Origin of the sequence: Pseudomonas sp. EggHat1 (assembly GCF_014892995.1) — a bacterium.
GTDB classification, from domain to species: Bacteria; Pseudomonadota; Gammaproteobacteria; order Pseudomonadales; family Pseudomonadaceae; genus Aquipseudomonas; species Aquipseudomonas chaetocerotis.
In genome coordinates this window covers 341,904-361,390 of sequence record NZ_JACKQK010000001.1, presented here as the reverse complement: position 1 = coordinate 361,390, position 19,487 = coordinate 341,904, and the positions used below count along the sequence as shown (strand labels likewise).

Genomic DNA, 19,487 nt, shown 5'->3' with positions numbered 1-19,487 from the left:
CGGACGACGCTCGGTTGACGCTGTGCAGACCAGGAAGCTCGAGTTCGGGCAGTCTGCGGGAGACTAGAATGAAGACCGACGCGAACGTGGTGCACCTGAACAAGGCCACCGCAGAGCAATCGCCAACTTCGCCGGTAGGAAGACTGCCCGTGGCGCTGATTCAGGTGCGTGACAAAGCGGCGCAACAGCTCAAGCAGAACCTGCAGAGCCTGTTCGACAACGCGGACGATACCCTCTTCGAGATGGCGGATCGGGCGACCAGCAATGCCGAGCAGAATGCGTTCTTCGAGGCCATGCGCGACCTGCGTCTGAAGCGCAAGAACATCGAGCGCGGTTTTCTGCAGAAGGTGTTCGAGTCCTTCGCCAATCTCAATCAGTACGAAATCGGCAAGCCTCAGCCAGCCCTGGATGCCGTGTCGTTCGACAGCCTGAGCCTGGTGCAGAACGACGAGCTGGAAGAAACCGTGGCGCTGGACGCCATGGTGGCCAAGGTGATGAGCCGAGACGCTGTTGCCTTGGGTCATCTCACCACGCGCCTCAATGCGGTGATCAGCAAGAAGCTGGACGACAAGAGCAACCCGCTCGGCCCGACCCTGCTCAGTGAATACTTCCTCGACGCCTGCAGCAGCCTGGGTGTGGAGATCAAGGTCAAGCTGATCATCCTCAAGCTGTTCGAAAAGTACGTGCTCGGCAGTTGCGACAGTCTTTATGCCGAGGCCAATCAGGCGCTGGTCAGCGCGGGTGTGCTGCCTGAACTGAAATCCGCACCGCCGCGCCGTCAGCAGCGCCCGGCAGCTTCCGCTTATGTCCAGTCGTCCGGTGAGGAAGGCATTCCCTTGCTCGAAGGCGCCGATCAGGGTGTGCAGGAAGTGTTCGGTGCGCTGCAGGATCTGCTCTCGCAAGTGCGCGGCACGGCGATGCCACGCCGGGCTCAGGCCGCCGATGCAATGCCGATCACCAGCAGCGACCTGATGCGCCTGTTGTCGCACATGCAGCAGCGGGCTCCGGCGCAGGTCAGCGTCGAGGATTTCGATCTTCGCGACCAGCTGGAGCGATTGCTCGAACGTGCCAGTGCCAAGAGTGGCAAGGCGCGGGTGGTGGGCGAGGTCGACGAAGATGTGATCAATCTGGTGTCGATGCTGTTCGAGTTCATTCTCGATGACCGCACCTTGCCGGATTCGCTCAAGGCACTGATTGGGCGCCTGCAGATCCCGATGCTCAAGGTGGCGGTGCTGGACAAGACCTTCTTCAGCCGTGGCAGCCATCCGGCGCGCCGCTTGCTCAACGAAATCGCCTCTGCCGCGCTGGGGTGGGTCGATCAGGACGATGCGCAGCGTGACAGCCTCTATCAGAAGATCGAACAGGTGGTTCAGCGCCTGCTGAACGATTTCGTCGATGATCCTGCGATCTTCTCCGAGCTGCTGGCCGAGTTCATGGCGTTCACGGGCGATGAGCGTCGTCGCAGCGAACTGCTCGAGCAGCGTACCCGCGACGCCGAGGAAGGCAGCGCCAAAGCCGAACTGGCCCGCCGCCAGGTCGAACATGCACTGAACGAGCGGCTGCTGGGCAAGACCCTGCCGGAAGTGGTAGTGCGCCTGCTGCAGGAGGCCTGGAGCAAGGTGTTGATGCTTACCTGCCTCAAGCATGGCGTGGATTCGGACGAATGGCAGGCTGCGCTGCAAACCATGGACGACCTGGTCTGGAGCGTCGCCCCGCACGAGGATCCCGAGGCGCGTCTGCGTTTGCTGGAGCTGGTGCCGGGCTTGCTCAAGGCACTGCGTGAAGGCATGGCCAGTGCTGCGTTCGATCCGTTCTCTACCAGCGAATTCTTCAGCCAATTGGAAGTGCTGCATGTGCAGGCCTTCCAGCGCTTCAAGCGCGCGGTGCCTGAAGCCGAGACGGTCGTTGCCGAGGAAGCTGTGCACACCGATCCGAGTGAAGCCGGCATCGAGCTGCCAATGCTGGAGCTGCCGGCGGCCGAAGAGGTCGAGGACGCTCCGGCGATGGTCGAGGTGGTCGAAGAGATCATTCTGCTCGCGCCGGGCCAGACCCGTCCGCAGGAACCGGACGTGGTGCTCCCGGACGACGACGAAGCGTTGCTGCAGGTGGACAGCCTGCGCGTGGGTAGCTGGGTGGAAATCCAGGAAGATGAGGAGCACAAGCTGCGCTGCAAGCTGGCGGCCATCATCAAACCCACTGGCAAGTATGTGTTCGTCAATCGCACCGGCATGAAGGTGCTGGAGAAGACACGCAACGCGCTGGCGGTGGAGTTCCGCCGCAACGCTGTGCGCCTGCTTGACGATGCGCTGCTGTTCGACCGCGCTCTGGAGTCGGTCATCGGCAACTTGCGCAAGTTGAAGAACGCCTGAGAGCAACTCCGCTGCTGATATCTGTAGGAGCCGGCTTGCTGGCGATGGTCCTTGTCAGGCGAGCGTATGATCGCCAGCAAGCTGGCTCCTACAAACTCTCGTCTGCGTTTGGTTGATTGGTATCGCCCACCCGCTGACGTTTGCCACTCTTCGTTTTAGCGTGAGATTTTCCCGTCTTTGCACATCCTGTTGCGGCCTCGCTCTTGGCCGCCGTAGCCACCTGCTCTAGAGTGGTGACACGTTCAGGAGTGCCGCATGCAGCTCGACCCTTCCACTGGCTGGTTCCAGGGCATCCCTCACTGCCCATCGCCGAATTTCAACGCGCGTCCCGGTGGCGAAATCTCCCTGCTGGTGGTGCATAACATCAGCCTGCCACCTGGGCAGTTCGGTACCGGCAAGGTGCAGGCGTTCTTTCAGAACCGCTTGCCCGTGCATGAGCATCCTTTCTTCGCCGAGATCGCGTCCCTGCAGGTTTCCGCGCATTTCTTCATCGAGCGTGATGGCGGGCTGACGCAATTCGTCTCCTGTCTGGATCGTGCCTGGCACGCCGGGATTTCCTGGTTCGAGGGGCGCGACAACTGCAATGATTTTTCGCTGGGCGTGGAGCTGGAAGGGACGGATGATCTGCCCTACACCGACGCTCAGTACGCCAGGTTGGCCGAGCTGACGCGACAGTTGCTGGACGCCTACCCGGCGCTATCGACGCAACGTATCCGTGGCCACAGCGATATCGCACCTGGGCGCAAGACCGACCCGGGGGCAGCGTTCGACTGGTCGCGTCTGCACGCCGAATTGAAGGAGAGGTAGCAATGAGTTTTCTGGTGATTCTGCTGGTGCTGTGGGTCGAGAAATTTTCCGCCTGGCGTCTGCGCATCCAGCAGGACGGCCCCTGGTTGGCGCAACTGCAGCGCCTGCAACAAGGCGGTCTGCAGCAGGCTCCGTGGCTGTGCCTGGCCATTCTGGTGCTGTTGCCGGTATTGGCGTTGGGGCTGGTGCTGCTGATCCTCAAGCCTCTGGCCTACGGCTGGCTGGCTTTGCCCGTGCATTTGCTGGTGCTGATCTACAGCCTGGGGCGTGGCGATCTGCTTGCGGCGTTGGGGCCGTTTCGCGATGCCTGGCGCCGTGGTGACGGTCAGGCGGCTTACCATGTGGCTGAGCGTGACCTTTCGTTGCAGGCGGAGGAGGGTGCCGAGCTGCTGCAGCAGGTTCAGGGGCATCTGCTATGGCAGGCCTATCAGAGCTTCTTCGCCGTTATCTTCTGGTATCTGCTGCTCGGTCCCATGGCGGCGCTGGCTTATCGCCTGTTGGCCTTGAGCGCCGAGCATGCGCAGCAAGCCGCCCTGCGTGAGCGCGCCGTGCAACTGCGCCACGCCTTCGATTGGCTGCCGGCGCGGGTACTGGCTTCCAGTTTCGCGCTGGTCGGCAACTTCGTCGCCGTCAGCCGCGCTTTGCTGCATGAGCTGCTGAGCTGGGACATTTCTGCCGCGCAACTGGTGATCAAGGCCGGGCGTGCGGCCGGTGAGATGCCGCCGCCGGTGATGGGCGAGGAAGGCGTCGAGACCCTGGATCAGCTGTGGCAACTGCTGATCCGTGCTGCGGTAGTCTGGTACGCCGGTTACGCGGTCTGGGTGCTGTTCATCTAGAGATCCTGCCCGAGCGGTATGCAGGGCGGATGCAGCCTGCTGTCACGCACAGCGGCGGGTTGTTCCCGCCCTACGTGCTGGCTTTGTGGAAGCCGTGCCCCGAGTTGGAACACCTGCATGGCCTTGGCTGAGCGCTCTCGGCGCGCGTTTAACCTTAAGTTACAGAGGCGCGTGTCGATAAGGGGTATAAGGAGGCCGTAGTCGACCCTGTTTGGTGATTTTCGTCACATTTATCTGCCTGTATTCGCCGTATGGATCGGCGCGCCGCAGGTCGGTCGACACAGGACGCCGTGATCAGCCCGTGAGAGGCTCGGCGGCGATCCAAGCGATACCTATAACAATAATGGCAACTGGAGACGTCTAGTGAAGACCGTGTTGTATCCGGCCATCGCGCTGATGAATCGCCTCAGCTTCGGCATGAAGTTCAGCCTGATCAGCGTTTTATTCTTCCTGCCCATGCTCGTCACCAACTTCTATCTGGTGCGCGACTCCTATCGTCAGTTCGTCGGCACCCAGACTGCCCTGGAAAGCCTCGAGCTACTCGGCAGCAGCCTGCAGCTGCGTCGTGATCTTGAAAGCCTCAACGATCTGGTGCAGATCAACTCGATGATCGGTCAGTCCGGTCAGGCGGGGGATCTGGAGGGGCGTATAGATCAACTGCAGGAGTCGCTCAATGCCGGCCTGCAAGGGCTGCAGCCGGTGACCAGCGATGCCGAGCAGGCAGCGGAGTTCGTCGCCAAGCGCGACGAATTGCTGGCCGAGCTGAAAGGCGCACAGGCCGAGACCTCTTTGCAGAGCAAGACCGTCATCGTCGAGAAGCTGCTGGGGTCTTCCCAGGTCTTCATCAAACTGGTGGCCAGTCAGGCGGGGTTGAGCCAGGATCCGCAACGCCAGGTGCGGCAGATCACCGAGCTGATCACCAACGTCACCCCGCAGATCACCGATGTGCTCAGTCAAGGCCGTGCCATCGGCGCCTATTCCCTGGGGCAGGGTTTTCTCAATTCCGCAGCCAGCACCCAGTTCGATGACCTGCTGCTGCAGCTGGAGAAGCTGCACGCCGAGTACGGCCTGAATCTGCAGGAGGCACTGGCCGGTAACGTCGCTGCGCAGAACGGGCTGGGCAGTCTGGCCGAAGCCAGTCGCCAGAGTCTGAAGGACAGCGGCGTGCTGTTCGAGGATCAGGTGATCATCGCCGACAGCCTGGATACGCCCTGGGCGCAGTTCTACGATCAGGTCAGCCAGGAAATGGCCAAGACCTACGCCTTCAACGACGGCCTGCTGGCGTTCCTCGACAGCCAGTTGAGCGAGCGGCTGGCCGAGAACCGTGCGCAGATGGTGTTGCTGGTGGTGGCGCTGGTGGTGGTGTTCCTGCTGATCGTCTACCTCTACAGCGGCTTCTACGTGTCCACCCGCTCGACCCTGAAAAACCTCGGCAAGGTGATGGACAGGGTTGCCGCAGGCGATATGACGGCCAACTTCCAGGCGCAGAGCCGAGACGAGCTGGGCGAGCTGGGGCAGGTATTCAACCAGACTGTGTTGCGCATTCATGATCTGATCGAACGCGTCGGGCATACGGTGGGCGAGGTCGGCGGCCAGGCGGATCGCGTCGAGCTGGTTTCAGGCGAGAGCAACCAGGCGGTGGCCGGTCAGCGTGCACAGATCGAGCAGGTGGCCACGGCGATGAACCAGATGTCCGCCACTGCCCAGGAGGTGGCGCGCAGCGCTGCCGCAGCGGTCGGTAGCGCGCAGAGCGTGAATCAGGAAACAGTCAGCGGCCGCGCGTTGGTCGAGCAGCAGGTTGGTGCGATCCAGCGTCTTGCCGGTGAAATCGACCAGTCGGTGGCGGTGATCAATCAGTTGGCCAGTGACAGTGCGGCGATCAGCCAGGTGCTCGACGTGATCAAGGGGATCGCCGAGCAGACCAATCTGCTGGCGCTCAATGCCGCCATCGAGGCGGCGCGGGCTGGTGAACAGGGTCGCGGTTTCGCCGTGGTGGCTGACGAGGTGCGTAACCTGGCCAAGCGCACGCAGCAGTCCACCGAAGAGATCGAGGCGATGATCGCCAAGCTGCAGGGCGGTGTGGGGGCGGCGGTGAAGGCGATGAACGCCAGCCATCAGATGGCGGATGGCACGGTCAGCCAATCGGGCAAGGTGCAGCAGGCCCTGGAAAACATACTCGGCGCGGTGGGCATGATCGTCGACCAGAACCAGCAGATCGCCGCGGCGGCCGAGCAGCAGACGGCGGTGGCGCACGATATCGACCAGAACATCGTCGAGATCAACCATGCGGGTGAGCGCACTGCTGCTGGGGCCAGCCAGACAGAACAGGCCAGCCGCGAGCTGAGCGAGCTGGTTTCGCGTCTCAAGCAGTTGATCGGCGCATTCAGGGTCTGATCGCACCGTGGGAGGGGCTTCAGCGGCGATGCTTTTGTAGTCGTCGCGGCTAAAGCCCCTCCCACAGCATTCCTGCGACCGCCGCGAATTTGGGCGGCTCGATCTGGAAACATTCACCCCGGGGCGGGGCTCCTACGGACGGTCGTGTAGGGCGATTTGCCGACGCTCTGTGCGGTCTATGTCCAGCCGAACAACTCATCCGCATTACGGCTGCTGGCCGCCGCCAGCTCCTCGGCTGTAACGCCACGTAGCGCTGCCAGCTCGCTGCAGATTTCAGCCAGATACTCCGGGCTGTTGCGCTGGTTGGGATACATAGCGGGGGCCATGTCCGGGGCGTCGGTTTCAAGCACGATGGCTTCCAGTGGTAGCTGTGCGACCACCTTGTGCAGGCGATTGGCCTGCGGCCAGGTGGCGGCGCCGCCGAGGCCGAGGCGAAAGCCCAGCTTGATGTACTCACGAGCTTCCTCATGGCTGCCGGCAAAGGCGTGGATGATGCCGCCGCGCGCCAGGCGAAAGCGCTTGAGTGTGGCGATGGTCGCTGCATGGGCACGGCGCACGTGCAGCAGCGCCGGCAGTTCGAACTCGGCGGCCAGTTGCAGCTGCGCTTCGAACAGCGCCTGCTGGCGCTGCCGATCCAGGTGTTCCAGGTAATAATCCAGACCGAACTCACCGACGGCGCACAGCTGGCGATGCCCGGCCAGTTTGCCCAGCCAGTCGCGCAGCTCAGGGAGATGCTGCGGGTGGTGGTCTTCCAGGTAGACCGGATGCAGGCCGAACGCAGCATGCAGGTTTTCGTTGGCCTCGACCAACTGCCACAGTCGCTGCCAGTTGGCCTGGTAGACGCCGAGCACCACCATGCGCTGCACGCCCAGCGCGCGGCTGCGCGCGAGTACTTCGTCGCGGTCGGCGTCGAAGTCGGGGAAGTCCAGGTGTGAATGGGTGTCGATCAGGCGCATGGGTCTGCTCACCAGCGGGCATTCAGAATCAGCTATTTTCCCCTTTCACGCCAGAACAAGGGAGCGTTGGCGAATCTTTTCAGTCGTATGGACATGGACGATTTTCACTCGGGCAGTGAAATAAGGAGGTCGCTGGGTGCGTCATTTGCGCAAGTTTGTAGGCGCATCGTGCGCCGTTTTCCTGTTGTTGCTGGCGGCGTTGATGCTGTTTCTGGTGCTGTTCGATTGGAATCGGGCGCGGCCGCTGATCAATGAACAGGTATCGGCGGCCCTGAATCGGCCGTTCGCCATCGAGGGCGATCTGCGCGTGGTCTGGCAGCGTGAAGCCGGTCAGCAGGGGTTGAGCGCCTGGCTACCCTGGCCCCATTTTGCTGCCGAGCAGTTGCGCCTGGGCAACCCGGACTGGGCGCCGGGCGATACCTTCGTCAGCCTCGACAGCGTGCGTTTGCGTCTGTCGCCCCTGCCGCTGCTGTGGAAGACGGTCAGCATCCCAAGTATCGAGCTCGGCGCGCCGGTCGCCGATCTGCAGCGCCTGGCCGATGGCCGCGCCAACTGGGTGTTCGACCTGGGCGAAGAGGCAGCGGACGACACCGATCAGCCCGGCGCCTGGACGCTGGATATCGGCACCATAGCTTTCGACAAGGGGCAGGTGAAGCTCGACGACAAGGTCAGCAATACTCGCCTGGAGGTACTCATCCAGCCGCTTGGCGAACCGATCCCATTCGCCGAGATCGTTGGCAAGAGCGCGGTCGAGCGCCTGGCCGAGAGCAATGCCAGCGCCCAGGATTACGCCTTCGCCTGGCAGACCAAGGGCAATTTTCGCGGGCAGCCGTTGACCGGTAACGGCAAGGTCGGTGGCCTGCTGGCGTTGCATGACGCGTCGCAGCCGTTCCCGTTGCAGGCCGATGTGCGCATTGGCGCGACCCGCATCGTGCTGGCTGGCAGCCTGACCGATCCGCAGAATCTGGGCGCACTGGATCTGCGCTTGCGACTGTCCGGCGCAAGCCTCGGTCAGCTGTATCCGCTGACTGGCGTGACCTTGCCGGATACCCCGCGGTACAGCACCGATGGTCGCCTGCAGGCCGACTTGCACGATGCCGACGGGGCGATCTTTCGCTACCTCGGTTTCAACGGCCAGATCGGCGACAGCGATGTCCAGGGCGACCTGACGTTCGTGGCTCGCGAGCCGCGACCGAAGCTGTCCGGCCGACTGACCTCCAACCAACTGCTGTTCAGTGATCTGGCACCGCTGATCGGCGCCGACTCCAGCGCAGACAAGCGCGAGCGTGGCGAGCAGGACGTGCAGCCGGCGAACAAGGCGCTACCTGTCTCCGAGTTTCGTACCGACCGCTGGCGTGCGATGGACGCCGATGTGCGTTTCGTTGGCAAGCGCATCGTGCACAGCGAGCAGTTGCCGATCACCGATCTCGACACTCATGTGGTGCTCAATGACGGCACGCTGAGTCTGGAACCGCTGCGTTTCGGCATGGCCGGTGGCGAGCTCGATTCGCAAATTCGCCTCAATGGCGCCACCACGCCGTTGCAGGGGCAGATGCGTCTGCGTGCCCGCGAGCTCAAGCTCAAACAGTTGTTTCCCAGCTTTGCGCCGATGCAGACCAGCCTCGGTGCGCTCAACGGCGATGCGCGCATCAGCGGCCGCGGCAACTCGGTGGCCGCATTGCTCGGCAGCGCCGATGGCGAACTGAAGATGCTGATCAATGATGGGGCGGTGAGTCGCGGGCTGATGGAGATCGCCGGGTTGAACGTTGGCAATTACCTGGTCGGCAGGCTGTTCGGCGACGAGGATGTGAAGATCCATTGTGCGGCGGCTGATTTCGGTATCAAGCAGGGGTTGATGAGCACGCAGCTGTTCGTCATCGACACCGACAATGCGGTGATCAAGGTCGACGGCAGCGCCAACTTTGCCAACGAGCGGCTGGATTTCACCATCACGCCATCGACCAAGGGTTTTCGCATCTTTTCCCTGCGCTCGCCGCTCTATGTGCGCGGTACGTTCAAGGAGCCGTCGCCGGGGGTGCAGGCCACGCCGCTGGCACTGCGTGGTGTTGGCCTGGTGGCGCTGGGCGTCGCTGTGGCGCCGGCGGCCGGGTTGCTGGCGCTGGTGGCACCCAGCGCTGGTGACGAGCCGAGCCAGTGCGCGCCACTGCTGCAGAAAATTCAGGGTGGTCAGTGATCCGCTCAGCGCGTAGGGCGGGTGCAACCCGCCTCGGCCTCGAGGGCCAATATTCAGGCTCGGGCCTTGAAGCGGCGGCCGATGGCCTCGATGCCGGGCTGATAGTCGTTGTGTTCCACCGCCCGCAGTGTCCAGGCCAGCACGCGTTCGGCGATGCATTCGTGCTGCTGGCTCATGGCATTGACTCGCAGCGGCAGAAAATCCAGCAACTGGGTATCGCCGAAGGTGGCCAGGCGCACTGAAGGCCATTGTTCGCTGCCCTGTTCGCGTAGCGCATCGAACACCCCTTCGAGCAGCACGTAGGCGGTGGTCAGCAGCGCATCCGGCGAGCCGACTTCCTCTAGCAGTGTTTGCATCTGTCGGTAGCCGCAAGCGCGACTGAACAGCTCGCCGTGATAGACGCTGATGCGCCCGTCGAAGCCAGCCAGTGCCGAACGGAAGCCACGTTCGCGCGCCTGACTGATGACCAGCTCCGCGCGCGCGCCGAGCAGGGCGATATGCCGGGGTTTGGGCGTCAGCAGGCTTTCGGTCAGGGTGTGCCCGGCCTGCTCGTCATCGCTGACCACCGAGCGAATGTGAGTGGGCGACAGCGCGCGGTCCACGGCCACGACCGGCAGGCCGGCGGCGACGATGGCCGGATACAGCGGATCGTCCGCAGGCAGGCAACTGGCGACGATCAGCGCCTCGCAGCGGCGTGAGCGGAACAGCTCGAGCAACTGGCGCTCGCTGCTCGGGTCATCGTCGGAACTGGCGATCAGCAACTGATAGCCGGCGGCGCGGGCCTTCTGTTCGAGCAGCTTGGCCAGGCGCGCATAACTGGGGTTTTCCAGGTCCGGCAGGATGAAACCCAGGCAGCGGCTTTGCCCGCGGCGCAGGCTGGCGGCCTGCTGATCCGGGCGATAGCCATGTTCCTCGACCACTGCCAGTACCCTGGCCACGGTGGCAGGGCTGATGCGCCGACGCTCGGCCTGACCGTTGATCACGTAGCTGGCGGTGGTCACCGAGACCTGGGCCAGGCGGGCGATGTCGCTGAGTTTCACGGGCACAGCACCATGCAGGGAAAAGTTTTCGAACGTGCGAGCGCGGCGAGTCTACACCGACTCGACGACGACCGGGCTTCAAGGATTACTCATTATCGGATAAGGTGCCAGCGCTTGATGAATCGTTTCAGCAATGTGATTCATCGACTAGTCTTAGCCAAAACAATAAGCCGGAGACCACCATGCTCGAACTCGATGCCAGCCAAATCCAGATGGGCCGGGCGGCGGCGAACAAGGGCGAAGCCCTGGCCATGCTCGGCGATGCGCTGGCCAGCTCCGGCCTGGCCACTGCGGCTTATCTCGAAGGCCTGCAGGCACGCGAAGCTCAGGGTTCGACCTTTCTCGGCCAGGGCATCGCCATCCCCCATGGCACACCGCAGACCCGCGATCAGGTGCTGCGTACCGGCGTCAGCCTGATCCAGTTCCCCGCGGGCGTGGACTGGGGCAACGGCCAGCAGGTCTACCTGGCCATCGCCATCGCCGCGCAATCCGACGAACACCTGCACCTGCTGCAACTGCTGACCCGCGCCCTGGGCGAAGGCGATCTGAGCCAGGCGCTGCGCGAAGCCCGCGAGCCGGCGCAGATACTCGAACTGCTGCAGGGCGCACCGCAGGCGCTGGCGCTGGACGGTCAACTGGTGGCGCTGGCGCAGCCGGCTGAAGACTTCGATGAATTGCTCTGGAAGGGCGCGCGCCTGTTGCGCCAGGCCGGCTGTGCCCGCAGTGGCTTCGCTCTCGGGCTGGCGCGGGGCGAGCCGCTGCCGTTGGGCGATGGTCTGTGGTGGCTGCACAGCGAGGCCAGCGTCGAGCGGCCCGGCCTGGCGTTCGTCACGCCAGCGCAGCCGCTGACTTTTCGCGGTGAGGCGCTGCGCGGTCTGTTCTGCCTGGCCAGCCAGGGCGAGGCGCACCGTCAGGCGCTGGAACGGTTGTGCGATGTGCTGATCGGTGGTCGCGCGGCCGCGTTCAGCGAAGCCAGCGACAGCCGGCAGGTGATCGAGGCGCTGGGCGGTGAGGTGCCGCCGGACTGGCCCAGCCTCAGCGTGCCGCTGCTCAATGCCCATGGTCTGCATGCGCGCCCGGCCAAGGCGCTGAGCGAGCTGGCACAGGGCTTCGCCGGTGAGACCCGCGTGCGCCTGCTCGGTGACACGGGCGCCGGCGTCTCGGCCAAGAGCCTCAGCCGCCTGCTGGCGCTGGGCGCGCGGCGTGGTCAGATGCTCGAATTCAGCGCCGAACCGGCGATTGCCGACAGTGCACTGCCGGCCATTCGCGCCGCGCTGGAAAGTGGCCTGGGTGAAACGGTCGAGCCGCTGAGCGACGCGCTGCCTGAAGTCGCTGCGCAGCTGGAACCTGTCGAAGCGGTTGCTCCCGTTGCCGGTAGCCGTCTGCAGGCGGTCGGTGCCTCGCCTGGCATCGCTATGGGCCCGGCGCTGGTGCGTACACCGCCAGTGTTTGATTTCGCCGAGCAAGGCCAGGGTGTCGAGCAGGAGCGCGCGCGCCTGGATGCAGCCCTGACCGCTGTCGCTGCGCAGATCCAGCGCATGGTCGATGGCGCCGGTGTGGCGAGCATCCGGGAAATCTTCAGTGCCCACCTGGCCATGCTCGCCGATCCGGCGCTGCGCGAAGACGTCGAGGCGCGCCTGGGCAAGGGTGCAAGCGCCGAAGCAGCCTGGCAGGTCGAAGTCGAGGCAGCTGCCAAGCGTCAGGAAGCGCTGCATGACCCATTGCTGGCCGAGCGGGCGGCTGACCTGCGTGATATCGGCAACCGTGTACTGGCGCACCTGTGTGGCATCGAGCTGCCCAGCGAGCCGAACGAGCCCTACATCCTGGTGATGGCTGAAGTCGTGCCGTCGGACGTCGCCGGTCTCGACCGTCAGCGTGTGGCCGGCATCCTGACCGCCCAGGGTGGCGCCACCGCGCACAGTGCGATCATCGCCCGCGCCTTGGGGATTCCCGCTGTGGTTGGTGCTGGCGATGGCGTGCTGGCGCTGGCGCAAGGCACGCCGCTGCTGCTCGATGGCGACAGCGGCCTGCTGCGTATCGCCCCGGATGCTGCAGAGCGCGACCAGGCGCTGCATGAACGTGAGACGGCGCAGCAGCGTCGCGAGCAGGCGCATGCCGAGCGCTTCAACGATGCGCAGACTCGCGACGGTGTGCGTGTGGAGGTGGCAGCCAATATCGGTGCCAGCGGCGAAACCGCCGACGCCGTGGAACTGGGCGCGGAAGCGGTGGGCCTGCTGCGCACCGAGCTGGTGTTCATGGAGCATGCCCAGGCGCCGGATCACGCCGCGCAGGAGCGCGAGTATCGTCGTGTGCTCGATGCGCTGGACGGGCGCCCGCTGGTGGTGCGTACGCTGGATGTTGGCGGCGACAAGCCCCTGCCGTACTGGCCGATGCCGGCCGAAGAAAATCCTTTCCTGGGTGTGCGTGGCATTCGCCTGAGCCTGCAGCGCCCGGACATTCTGGAAACCCAGTTGCGCGCCTTGCTTGCCTCGGCCGATGGCCGCCCGCTGCGGATCATGTTCCCCATGGTCGGTTCGGTGGAGGAGTGGCGTGCGGCGCGTGACATGGTGCAGCGCCTGCGCGAAGAGATCGAGGTGCGCGACCTGCAAGTCGGCATCATGATCGAAGTGCCCTCGGCGGCTCTGCTGGCGCCGGTGCTGGCGCGCGAGGTGGACTTCTTCAGCATCGGCACCAATGACCTGACTCAGTACTGCCTGGCCATCGACCGTGGCCATCCGCAGCTGTCGGCGCAGGCCGATGGCCTGCACCCGGCCGTGCTGCGCCTGATCGAGATGACCGTGACCGCTGCTCATGCGCAAGGCAAGTGGGTCGGCATCTGCGGCGAACTGGCCAGCGACCGTCTGGCCGTACCGCTGCTGGTTGGTCTCGGCGTGGACGAACTGAGCGTGACGCCGCGTTCGATTGCCCTGGTCAAGGCGCGCGTGCGTGAGCTGGACAGCCGGCAGGCGCGAAACCTGGCCGACCGCGCCCTGACCCTGGACAGTGCCAGCGCCGTTCGCGCGCTGGTGGCGGAGATGCACTGATGGCCCGAATCCTGACCCTGACCCTGAACCCGGCGCTGGACCTGACCCTGCGTCTCGACCGCTTGCAGCCCGGCGCGATCAACCGCTGCCATGAGCTGCGCAGTCACGCCGCCGGCAAGGGCCTGAACGTCGCCCAGGTGCTGGCCGATCTTGGCCATACCTTGAGCGTGGGTGGCTTTCTTGGCCGCGCCAATGCCGCGCCGTTCGAGAACCTGATACACAAGCGCGGTTTTCACGACCTGTTCGTCCGCGTGCCGGGCGAGACGCGCAGTAACATCAAGCTGGCCGAGGCCGATGGCTGCATCACCGACCTCAACGGCCCTGGCCCGCAGGTCGAGGCCGAGCACCTGCAACGCCTGGAGGCTGAGCTGGAACCGCTGCTCGCCGGGCATGACGCCGTGGTGGTCGCTGGCAGCCTGCCACGTGGCGTCACCCCGCAGTGGTTCGCCGGTCTGTTGCGGCGCATCAAGGCCAGCGGCGTACCGCTGGCGGTAGACAGCAGTGGTGCGGCCCTGCAAGCCGCCCTAGGTGTCGCGCCCTGGCTGATCAAACCCAACGAGCAAGAGCTGGCCGAGGTGTGCGGCAGCGACCTTTCTGCTGCCGTGCAGACGCTGCGCGCGCAGGGCATCGAGCATGTGCTGCTGTCGCGTGGTGCAGATGGCGTCGACTGGCATGGGCCGGATATCGCCCTGCGAGCCATACCGCCGCGTGTCGAAGTCGCCAGTACGGTCGGTGCCGGCGACTCGCTGCTGGCGGCCAGCCTGCATGGCCTGCTCGAAGGCTGGCCGGCTGAGCGCACCTTGCGCCTGGCCACGGCGGTGGCGGCACAGGCGGTCACCCAGATCGGCTTCGGTATCCATGATCGCGAGCAGTTGGCCCGTCTCGAAGCGGCCGTGCAACTGCAGCCTTTAGAACAATAAGAGGCACCCACCATGAATCTGCTGATCGTCACCGCCTGCCCCAATGGCCAGGTCACCAGCGTGCTGTGTTCGCGCCTGTTGCAGGCCGCGGCCGAGCGCCTGGGCTGGCAAACCCGTGTCGAGGTGCATGACGCGCGTGCCATTGGCTCCCCGCTGAGCGAGGCCGAAATCGCCGCTGCCGACTGGGTGCTGGTGGTCAAGACTGGTGAGCTGCCGTTGGCGCGCTTTGCCGGCAAGCGCCTGCTGCAGGCCACACCGGCCGAGGCATTGGCCGACCCGCAGCGTTTTCTGCGTGACGCCGCCGAGCGCGCTCAGCCTTATGGCGAAAGCAGCGAGCCTGCTGCGGGCAGTCGTCGCCGACTGGTCGCTGTGACCGCCTGCCCGACCGGTGTAGCGCATACCTTCATGGCTGCCGAGGCGCTGCAGCAGGCGGCGCTGCGTATGGGCATCGAGCTGCAGGTGGAAACCCGCGGCTCGGTCGGTGCGCGCAACCTGCTCGACGATGCCGCCATCGCTGCGGCCGATGCCGTGCTGCTGGCCACCGATATCGAGGTGGATACCAGCCGTTTCGCCGGCAAGAAGGTCTACCGCTGCGGCACCGGCGTGGCACTGAAACAGCCGCAACAGACGCTGGAGCGGGCCTTGAACGAGGCACGGCCGCTGAGCGAAGCCGCAGCCGCCGAGGGCAAGGCCGTCGCCAGTAGTGGCGAGAAAACCGGCCCCTACAAGCACCTGCTCACCGGCGTGTCCTACATGCTGCCAATGGTGGTGGCGGGCGGTCTGTTGATCGCCCTCTCGTTCGTCTTCGGTATCGAGGCATTCAAGGAGGAGGGCACCCTGGCCGCCGCGCTGATGAAGATTGGCGGCGAGAGCGCCTTTCAACTGATGGTGCCACTGCTGGCCGGCTACATTGCCTATTCCATCGCCGACCGTCCGGGCCTGGCACCGGGGATGATCGGCGGGCTGCTGGCCAGTTCGCTGGGCGCCGGCTTCATCGGCGGCATCATCGCCGGTTTCCTTGCCGGCTATTCGGCCAAGGCCATCGCCCACTGGGTGCGCCTGCCGGCCAGCGTCGAGGCGCTCAAACCGATTCTGATCATCCCGCTGGTGGCCAGCCTGTTCACCGGGCTGGTGATGATCTATCTGGTCGGCAGTCCGGTGGCGGGCATGCTGGCGGGGCTCACCGCCTTTCTCGACGGCATGGGCAGCACCAATGCGATCCTGCTGGGGGTGCTGCTCGGCGGCATGATGTGCGTCGATCTCGGCGGGCCGATCAACAAGGCGGCCTATGCCTTTTCCGTCGGCCTGCTGGCGTCGAGCAGTTATGCACCGATGGCGGCGACCATGGCAGCCGGCATGGTGCCGCCCATCGGCATGGCCATTGCCACCGTGCTGGCGCGGCGCAAGTTCGCCCAGAGCGAGCGCCAGGCCGGCAAGGCAGCAGGGGTGCTGGGGCTGTGCTTCATCTCCGAAGGGGCGATTCCCTTCGCCGCCAAGGACCCGCTGCGGGTGATCCCGGCCAGTATTGCCGGTGGTGCGCTGACCGGCGCGCTGTCGATGTACTTCGGCTGCAAGCTGATGGCGCCGCACGGCGGTCTGTTCGTGCTGCTGATCCCCAATGCCATCAATCACGCGCTGCTGTACCTGCTCGCCATCGTCGCCGGCAGCCTGGTGACCGGGGTGCTCTATGCGCTGATCAAACAGCCCGAGGCGCAGCCGATGGCGGTCGGCGCGCAATAAACGCAGGGTCCGTTGCCTCGGTTACACTGAGTCGAACAGCGCCGGGCAAGTAGGCGTCTGTTGAGGGGAGCGGTGCGCCGATGCGCTGCGACGGTCCTCAGCAGGCTTCGTGGCGCAGTCGCCCTCACAAAGAAAGGACCTTCTGTAGATGACTCAAGCTCTCGCGCATCGCTGGCGCTTCTTCCGTGCCGGCGGCTTCGATCAGGTGCAACTGGAAACGCCCGCCGACCTCGCTGCCTTGCGCAGCCTGGACCAGAAACTCTGGGCCAGCCTGGCCTGCCCGGTGAACAACCTGGAGCTGGATCGGCGCATGCTGCAGTACATCGACCTGAACAATGACGGTCGTATCCGCGCCCCGGAAATGCTCGATGTTGTCGATTGGACGCTGGCGCGTCTGGCCGACCCCGCTGTGCTGTTCCATGACGGTCCGCTGCAGTTGTCGTCGCTCACCGACGATGCCGTGGGGGCGCGGCTACGTCTGGCTGCGCAGCGCCTGCTGGGCGTGCTCGGTCGGCCCGATGGCGAGAGCCTGACGCCTGCCGATACCGCTGATCTGGCGAAGCTGTTCCCGGCGCATGAGGCCAACGGCGACGGCCTGGTACCGGCGACCTTTACCGACGATGCCGAGCTCAAGGTCGCCATCGCCGACATCATCGCCAGCCTGGGTGCGCAGACCGACCGCAGTGGCGAGCCGGCCATCGGTGCCGAACAGATCACCACCTTCTTCGATCAGGCGCGTCAGTTGCACGCCTGGCATGCGCGTGCCGCCGAGCAGGGGTTGGATGCGTTCGGTGAGGGTACCGTGGCCGCTGTCGAGGCACTGAGTGCCGTGCGCGCCAAGATCGACGATTACTTCACCCGCGTGGCCATGGCCGAGTTCGATCCGCGCGCCGCCGGCCTGATGAACACCAGGGAAGAGGAACTGGTGCGTCTGGCATCGCTGTCGCTGGCAGATGCCAGTGAGGTGGCCGACCTGCCTCTGGCAACTGTGCAGCATGGCGACGAGCTGCCGCTGAGCAAGGGCCTCAACCCTGCCTGGCATACCGCCATCGACGCGTTCCGTCAGCGTGTGGTGGTGCCGGTGTATGGCGAGCAGGACAGCCTCTCGCGCGAGCAGTGGCAGCATCTGGTCGCACTGTGCGGCAACTACCTGGCCTGGCGCGCCGAGACGCCGAACGTGGCGATTGCCGACGTGCTGGAGCGCGGACGTATTCTCGAGCTGGTGGAGCAGGGCGTCGAAGCACGCCTGCTGGCACTGGTGGAAGAGGACAAGACCGTGGCCGAAGCAGCGGACGGGCTGGTCGAGCTGGACAAGCTGATTCGCCTGCGTCATGGCCTGGTCACGCTGCTGCGCAACTTCGTCTCCTTCCAGGCGTTCTATTCGCGTCAGGAAAAGGCCGTGTTCCAGGCGGGCGTGCTCTACATCGACGGCAAGAGCTGCGAGCTGGTGGTCGAGGTCGACAACGTCGAGGCCCACGCGAAGGTGGCGGCGGCCAGCGACTGCTTTCTGCTCTACTGCGCCTGCACCCGTCGCGGCGAGCCGGTGCGGGGCAAGGAAAGCCTGAATATCGTGGTGGCGGTGACTGCCGGTAGCGAGGGTGATCTGCAGGCGGGGCGCCACGGCCTGTTCTATGACCGCGAGGGCAACGACTGGGATGCCACCGTGGTCAAGGTGGTACAGCACGCGATCAGCATTCGCGAAGCGTTCTGGTCGCCGTATCGACGCGTTTCCAAGCTGGTATCCGATCAGGTGCAGAAGCTTGCGGCCAGTCGCGACGCCGACATGGTCAGCAAGACCGCAGCCAAGGTCGGCGAAACCGGGGCTGCTCCAGCCGCCATGCCGACCCCGGCCTTCGATATCGCCAAGTTCGCCGGTATCTTCGCGGCCATCGGCCTGGCGGTCGGCGCCCTGGGCACGGCGCTGGCGGCGGTGGTCACAGGGATTCTGTCGTTGGCCTTGTGGCAGGTTCCATTGCTGCTGCTCGGCGTGCTGCTGGCTATCTCCGGGCCGGCCATGCTGCTGGCCTGGTTCAAGCTGCGCCGGCGCAGCCTGGGGCCGATCCTCGATGGCAACGGCTGGGCGGTGAATGCCCAGGCGCGTATCAGCATTCCCTTCGGCACCGCGCTCACGCAGATGGCGGAACTGCCCAAGGGCAGCGACCGCGCACTGCGCGATCCCTATGCCAACAAACCGCTGGTGTGGCCCTGGATACTGGCGTTGCTGCTGGCGCTGGGCCTGGGTTACTACGCCTGGAGCAACGGCGTGTTCAGCCCGGAGCCAGAGGTGCCGGCCGAAGCGGCTGCGCCTGTCGACGCCGCGGCTGGCTGAGGGACAACTGTAGGGGCCGCGCCCCGCGGGCTCCTAGCGTTGTTGTAGGAGCCGGCTTGCCGGCGATCCTGCATGACGCTGATCGCCAGCAAGCTGGCTCCTACAAGGTCTGTGGCTCTTAGCTCGTCAACAGCTCCGCCACCCAGCGCGGCAGCTGTTCGGTAGCCGGGCCGTAGCGTTTTTCCGCGAACAGCGAATGGCCCTGGCTCGGCTCCAGATTGATCTCCAGCGTATGCGCGCCCGCGCGACGCGCCTGTTCGACGAAACCAGCCGCCGGGTAGACGTGCCCCGAGGTGCCGATGCTGACGAACAGCTCGCACTGCTCCAGCGCGTCGTAGATGCGCTCCATGTGATAGGGCATCTCGCCGAACCAGACGATATCCGGGCGCAAGGTGCCGACCAGCCCGCAGCATGTGCAGGGCTGCGTGACAGGCATGTCCTCCAGCAATGGAAAACGCTGCTGGCTATTGCTGCAGAGCATCGATTGCAACTCACCGTGCATGTGCAGCAGGCGTTTGGAACCGGCGCGTTCGTGCAGGTTGTCGACGTTCTGCGTGACCAGCAGGAACTCGCCCTGCCAACCAGCCTCCAGCTCGGCCAGGGCCAGGTGCCCGGCATTGGGTGCTATGGCCGGGTCGCGCAACTGCGCGCGGCGCATGTCGTAGAAACGTTGCACCAGTGACGGGTTGCGAGCGAAGCCTTCGGGCGTGGCCACCTCTTCGATGCGGTGGTCTTCCCAGAGGCCGTCGGCGGCGCGGAAGGTGCGGATGCCGCTCTCGGCGGAGATGCCGGCGCCAGTGAGGATGACGATATTGGGATGGGGCATGTTGGCTCCGAAGCAGATCCCACTAGGTGCGG

At 65.0% G+C, this 19,487-nt stretch carries 12 protein-coding genes and 1 pseudogene; 10 read left to right on the top strand and 3 right to left on the bottom strand.

Translation table 11 applies throughout. From position 1 onward, the window contains the following. Window positions 1–68: 68 nt before the first annotated feature. From INS93_RS01670 to INS93_RS24950, 5 genes and pseudogenes are all read left to right on the top strand, one after another. Complete coding sequence (locus tag INS93_RS01670; protein WP_192980067.1) at window positions 69–2,369, top strand: DUF1631 domain-containing protein; 2,301 nt, start codon at window positions 69–71, stop codon at window positions 2,367–2,369. Window positions 2,370–2,624: 255 nt separating this feature from the next. Continuing rightward, a complete protein-coding gene (gene ampD, locus INS93_RS01665; protein WP_192980066.1) occupies window positions 2,625–3,176 on the top strand; it encodes a 1,6-anhydro-N-acetylmuramyl-L-alanine amidase AmpD in 552 nt (183 codons plus the stop codon). A 2-nt stretch (window positions 3,177–3,178) separates the two neighbouring features. Next, window positions 3,179–4,012: a regulatory signaling modulator protein AmpE gene (ampE, locus tag INS93_RS01660; RefSeq protein WP_192980065.1), complete on the top strand. Its 834-nt coding sequence runs from the start codon at window positions 3,179–3,181 to the stop codon at window positions 4,010–4,012. A 396-nt stretch (window positions 4,013–4,408) separates the two neighbouring features. Next, window positions 4,409–5,551 (top strand): annotated as a pseudogene (locus INS93_RS24955) (HAMP domain-containing protein); the annotation flags it as partial. 141 nt (window positions 5,552–5,692) lie between these two features. After that, complete coding sequence (locus tag INS93_RS24950) at window positions 5,693–6,406, top strand: methyl-accepting chemotaxis protein (RefSeq protein WP_420707268.1); 714 nt, start codon at window positions 5,693–5,695, stop codon at window positions 6,404–6,406. 176 nt (window positions 6,407–6,582) lie between these two features. Here the strand turns inward: INS93_RS24950 and INS93_RS01650 are convergent, their stop codons facing one another. Further along, complete coding sequence (locus tag INS93_RS01650) at window positions 6,583–7,362, bottom strand: TatD family hydrolase (protein WP_192980063.1); 780 nt, start codon at window positions 7,360–7,362, stop codon at window positions 6,583–6,585. Between the two features lie 136 nt (window positions 7,363–7,498). Between INS93_RS01650 and INS93_RS01645 the strand changes: the two genes are divergently transcribed. Continuing rightward, on the top strand, window positions 7,499–9,556 hold the full coding sequence (locus INS93_RS01645; RefSeq protein ID WP_192980062.1) for an AsmA family protein: 2,058 nt from the start codon (window positions 7,499–7,501) through the stop codon (window positions 9,554–9,556). 53 nt (window positions 9,557–9,609) lie between these two features. Here INS93_RS01645 and cra read toward each other — a convergent pair whose 3' ends face one another. Next, window positions 9,610–10,596 carry a catabolite repressor/activator gene (gene cra, locus INS93_RS01640; protein ID WP_192980061.1) on the bottom strand — a complete coding sequence of 329 codons (987 nt, stop codon included), beginning with the start codon at window positions 10,594–10,596 and terminating at the stop codon, window positions 9,610–9,612. 182 nt (window positions 10,597–10,778) lie between these two features. On the opposite strand from cra, the gene ptsP reads away from it, so the two are divergent. The 4 genes from ptsP to INS93_RS01620 all read left to right on the top strand — a co-directional run bounded on the left by ptsP (window position 10,779) and on the right by INS93_RS01620 (window position 18,629). Next, a complete protein-coding gene (gene ptsP, locus INS93_RS01635) occupies window positions 10,779–13,640 on the top strand; it encodes a phosphoenolpyruvate--protein phosphotransferase (RefSeq protein WP_192980060.1) in 2,862 nt (953 codons plus the stop codon). Next, window positions 13,640–14,560 carry a 1-phosphofructokinase gene (pfkB, locus tag INS93_RS01630; protein WP_192980059.1) on the top strand — a complete coding sequence of 307 codons (921 nt, stop codon included), beginning with the start codon at window positions 13,640–13,642 and terminating at the stop codon, window positions 14,558–14,560. Before ptsP ends, pfkB begins: the two co-directional genes overlap by 1 nt. Window positions 14,561–14,572: 12 nt before the next feature. Continuing rightward, the gene (locus INS93_RS01625) at window positions 14,573–16,300 is read left to right on the top strand and encodes a fructose-specific PTS transporter subunit EIIC (protein WP_192980058.1); all 1,728 of its coding nucleotides are present in this window, start codon (window positions 14,573–14,575) and stop codon (window positions 16,298–16,300) included. 148 nt (window positions 16,301–16,448) lie between these two features. After that, complete coding sequence (locus INS93_RS01620) at window positions 16,449–18,629, top strand: hypothetical protein (protein ID WP_192980057.1); 2,181 nt, start codon at window positions 16,449–16,451, stop codon at window positions 18,627–18,629. 118 nt (window positions 18,630–18,747) lie between these two features. Here INS93_RS01620 and cobB read toward each other — a convergent pair whose 3' ends face one another. Continuing rightward, on the bottom strand, window positions 18,748–19,455 hold the full coding sequence (gene cobB, locus INS93_RS01615; protein WP_192980056.1) for a Sir2 family NAD+-dependent deacetylase: 708 nt from the start codon (window positions 19,453–19,455) through the stop codon (window positions 18,748–18,750). Window positions 19,456–19,487 lie beyond the last annotated feature (32 nt).

Coding starts and splice junctions, on each gene's coding strand:
- ptsP (WP_192980060.1), top strand. CDS start 10,779: ATGCTCGAACTCGATGCCAGCCAAATCCAGATGGGCCGGGCGGCGGCG.
- INS93_RS24950 (WP_420707268.1), top strand. CDS start 5,693: ATGAACCAGATGTCCGCCACTGCCCAGGAGGTGGCGCGCAGCGCTGCC.
- ampE (WP_192980065.1), top strand. CDS start 3,179: ATGAGTTTTCTGGTGATTCTGCTGGTGCTGTGGGTCGAGAAATTTTCC.
- ampD (WP_192980066.1), top strand. CDS start 2,625: ATGCAGCTCGACCCTTCCACTGGCTGGTTCCAGGGCATCCCTCACTGC.
- pfkB (WP_192980059.1), top strand. CDS start 13,640: ATGGCCCGAATCCTGACCCTGACCCTGAACCCGGCGCTGGACCTGACC.
- INS93_RS01650 (WP_192980063.1), bottom strand. CDS start 7,362: ATGCGCCTGATCGACACCCATTCACACCTGGACTTCCCCGACTTCGAC.
- INS93_RS01625 (WP_192980058.1), top strand. CDS start 14,573: ATGAATCTGCTGATCGTCACCGCCTGCCCCAATGGCCAGGTCACCAGC.
- INS93_RS01620 (WP_192980057.1), top strand. CDS start 16,449: ATGACTCAAGCTCTCGCGCATCGCTGGCGCTTCTTCCGTGCCGGCGGC.
- INS93_RS01670 (WP_192980067.1), top strand. CDS start 69: ATGAAGACCGACGCGAACGTGGTGCACCTGAACAAGGCCACCGCAGAG.
- cobB (WP_192980056.1), bottom strand. CDS start 19,455: ATGCCCCATCCCAATATCGTCATCCTCACTGGCGCCGGCATCTCCGCC.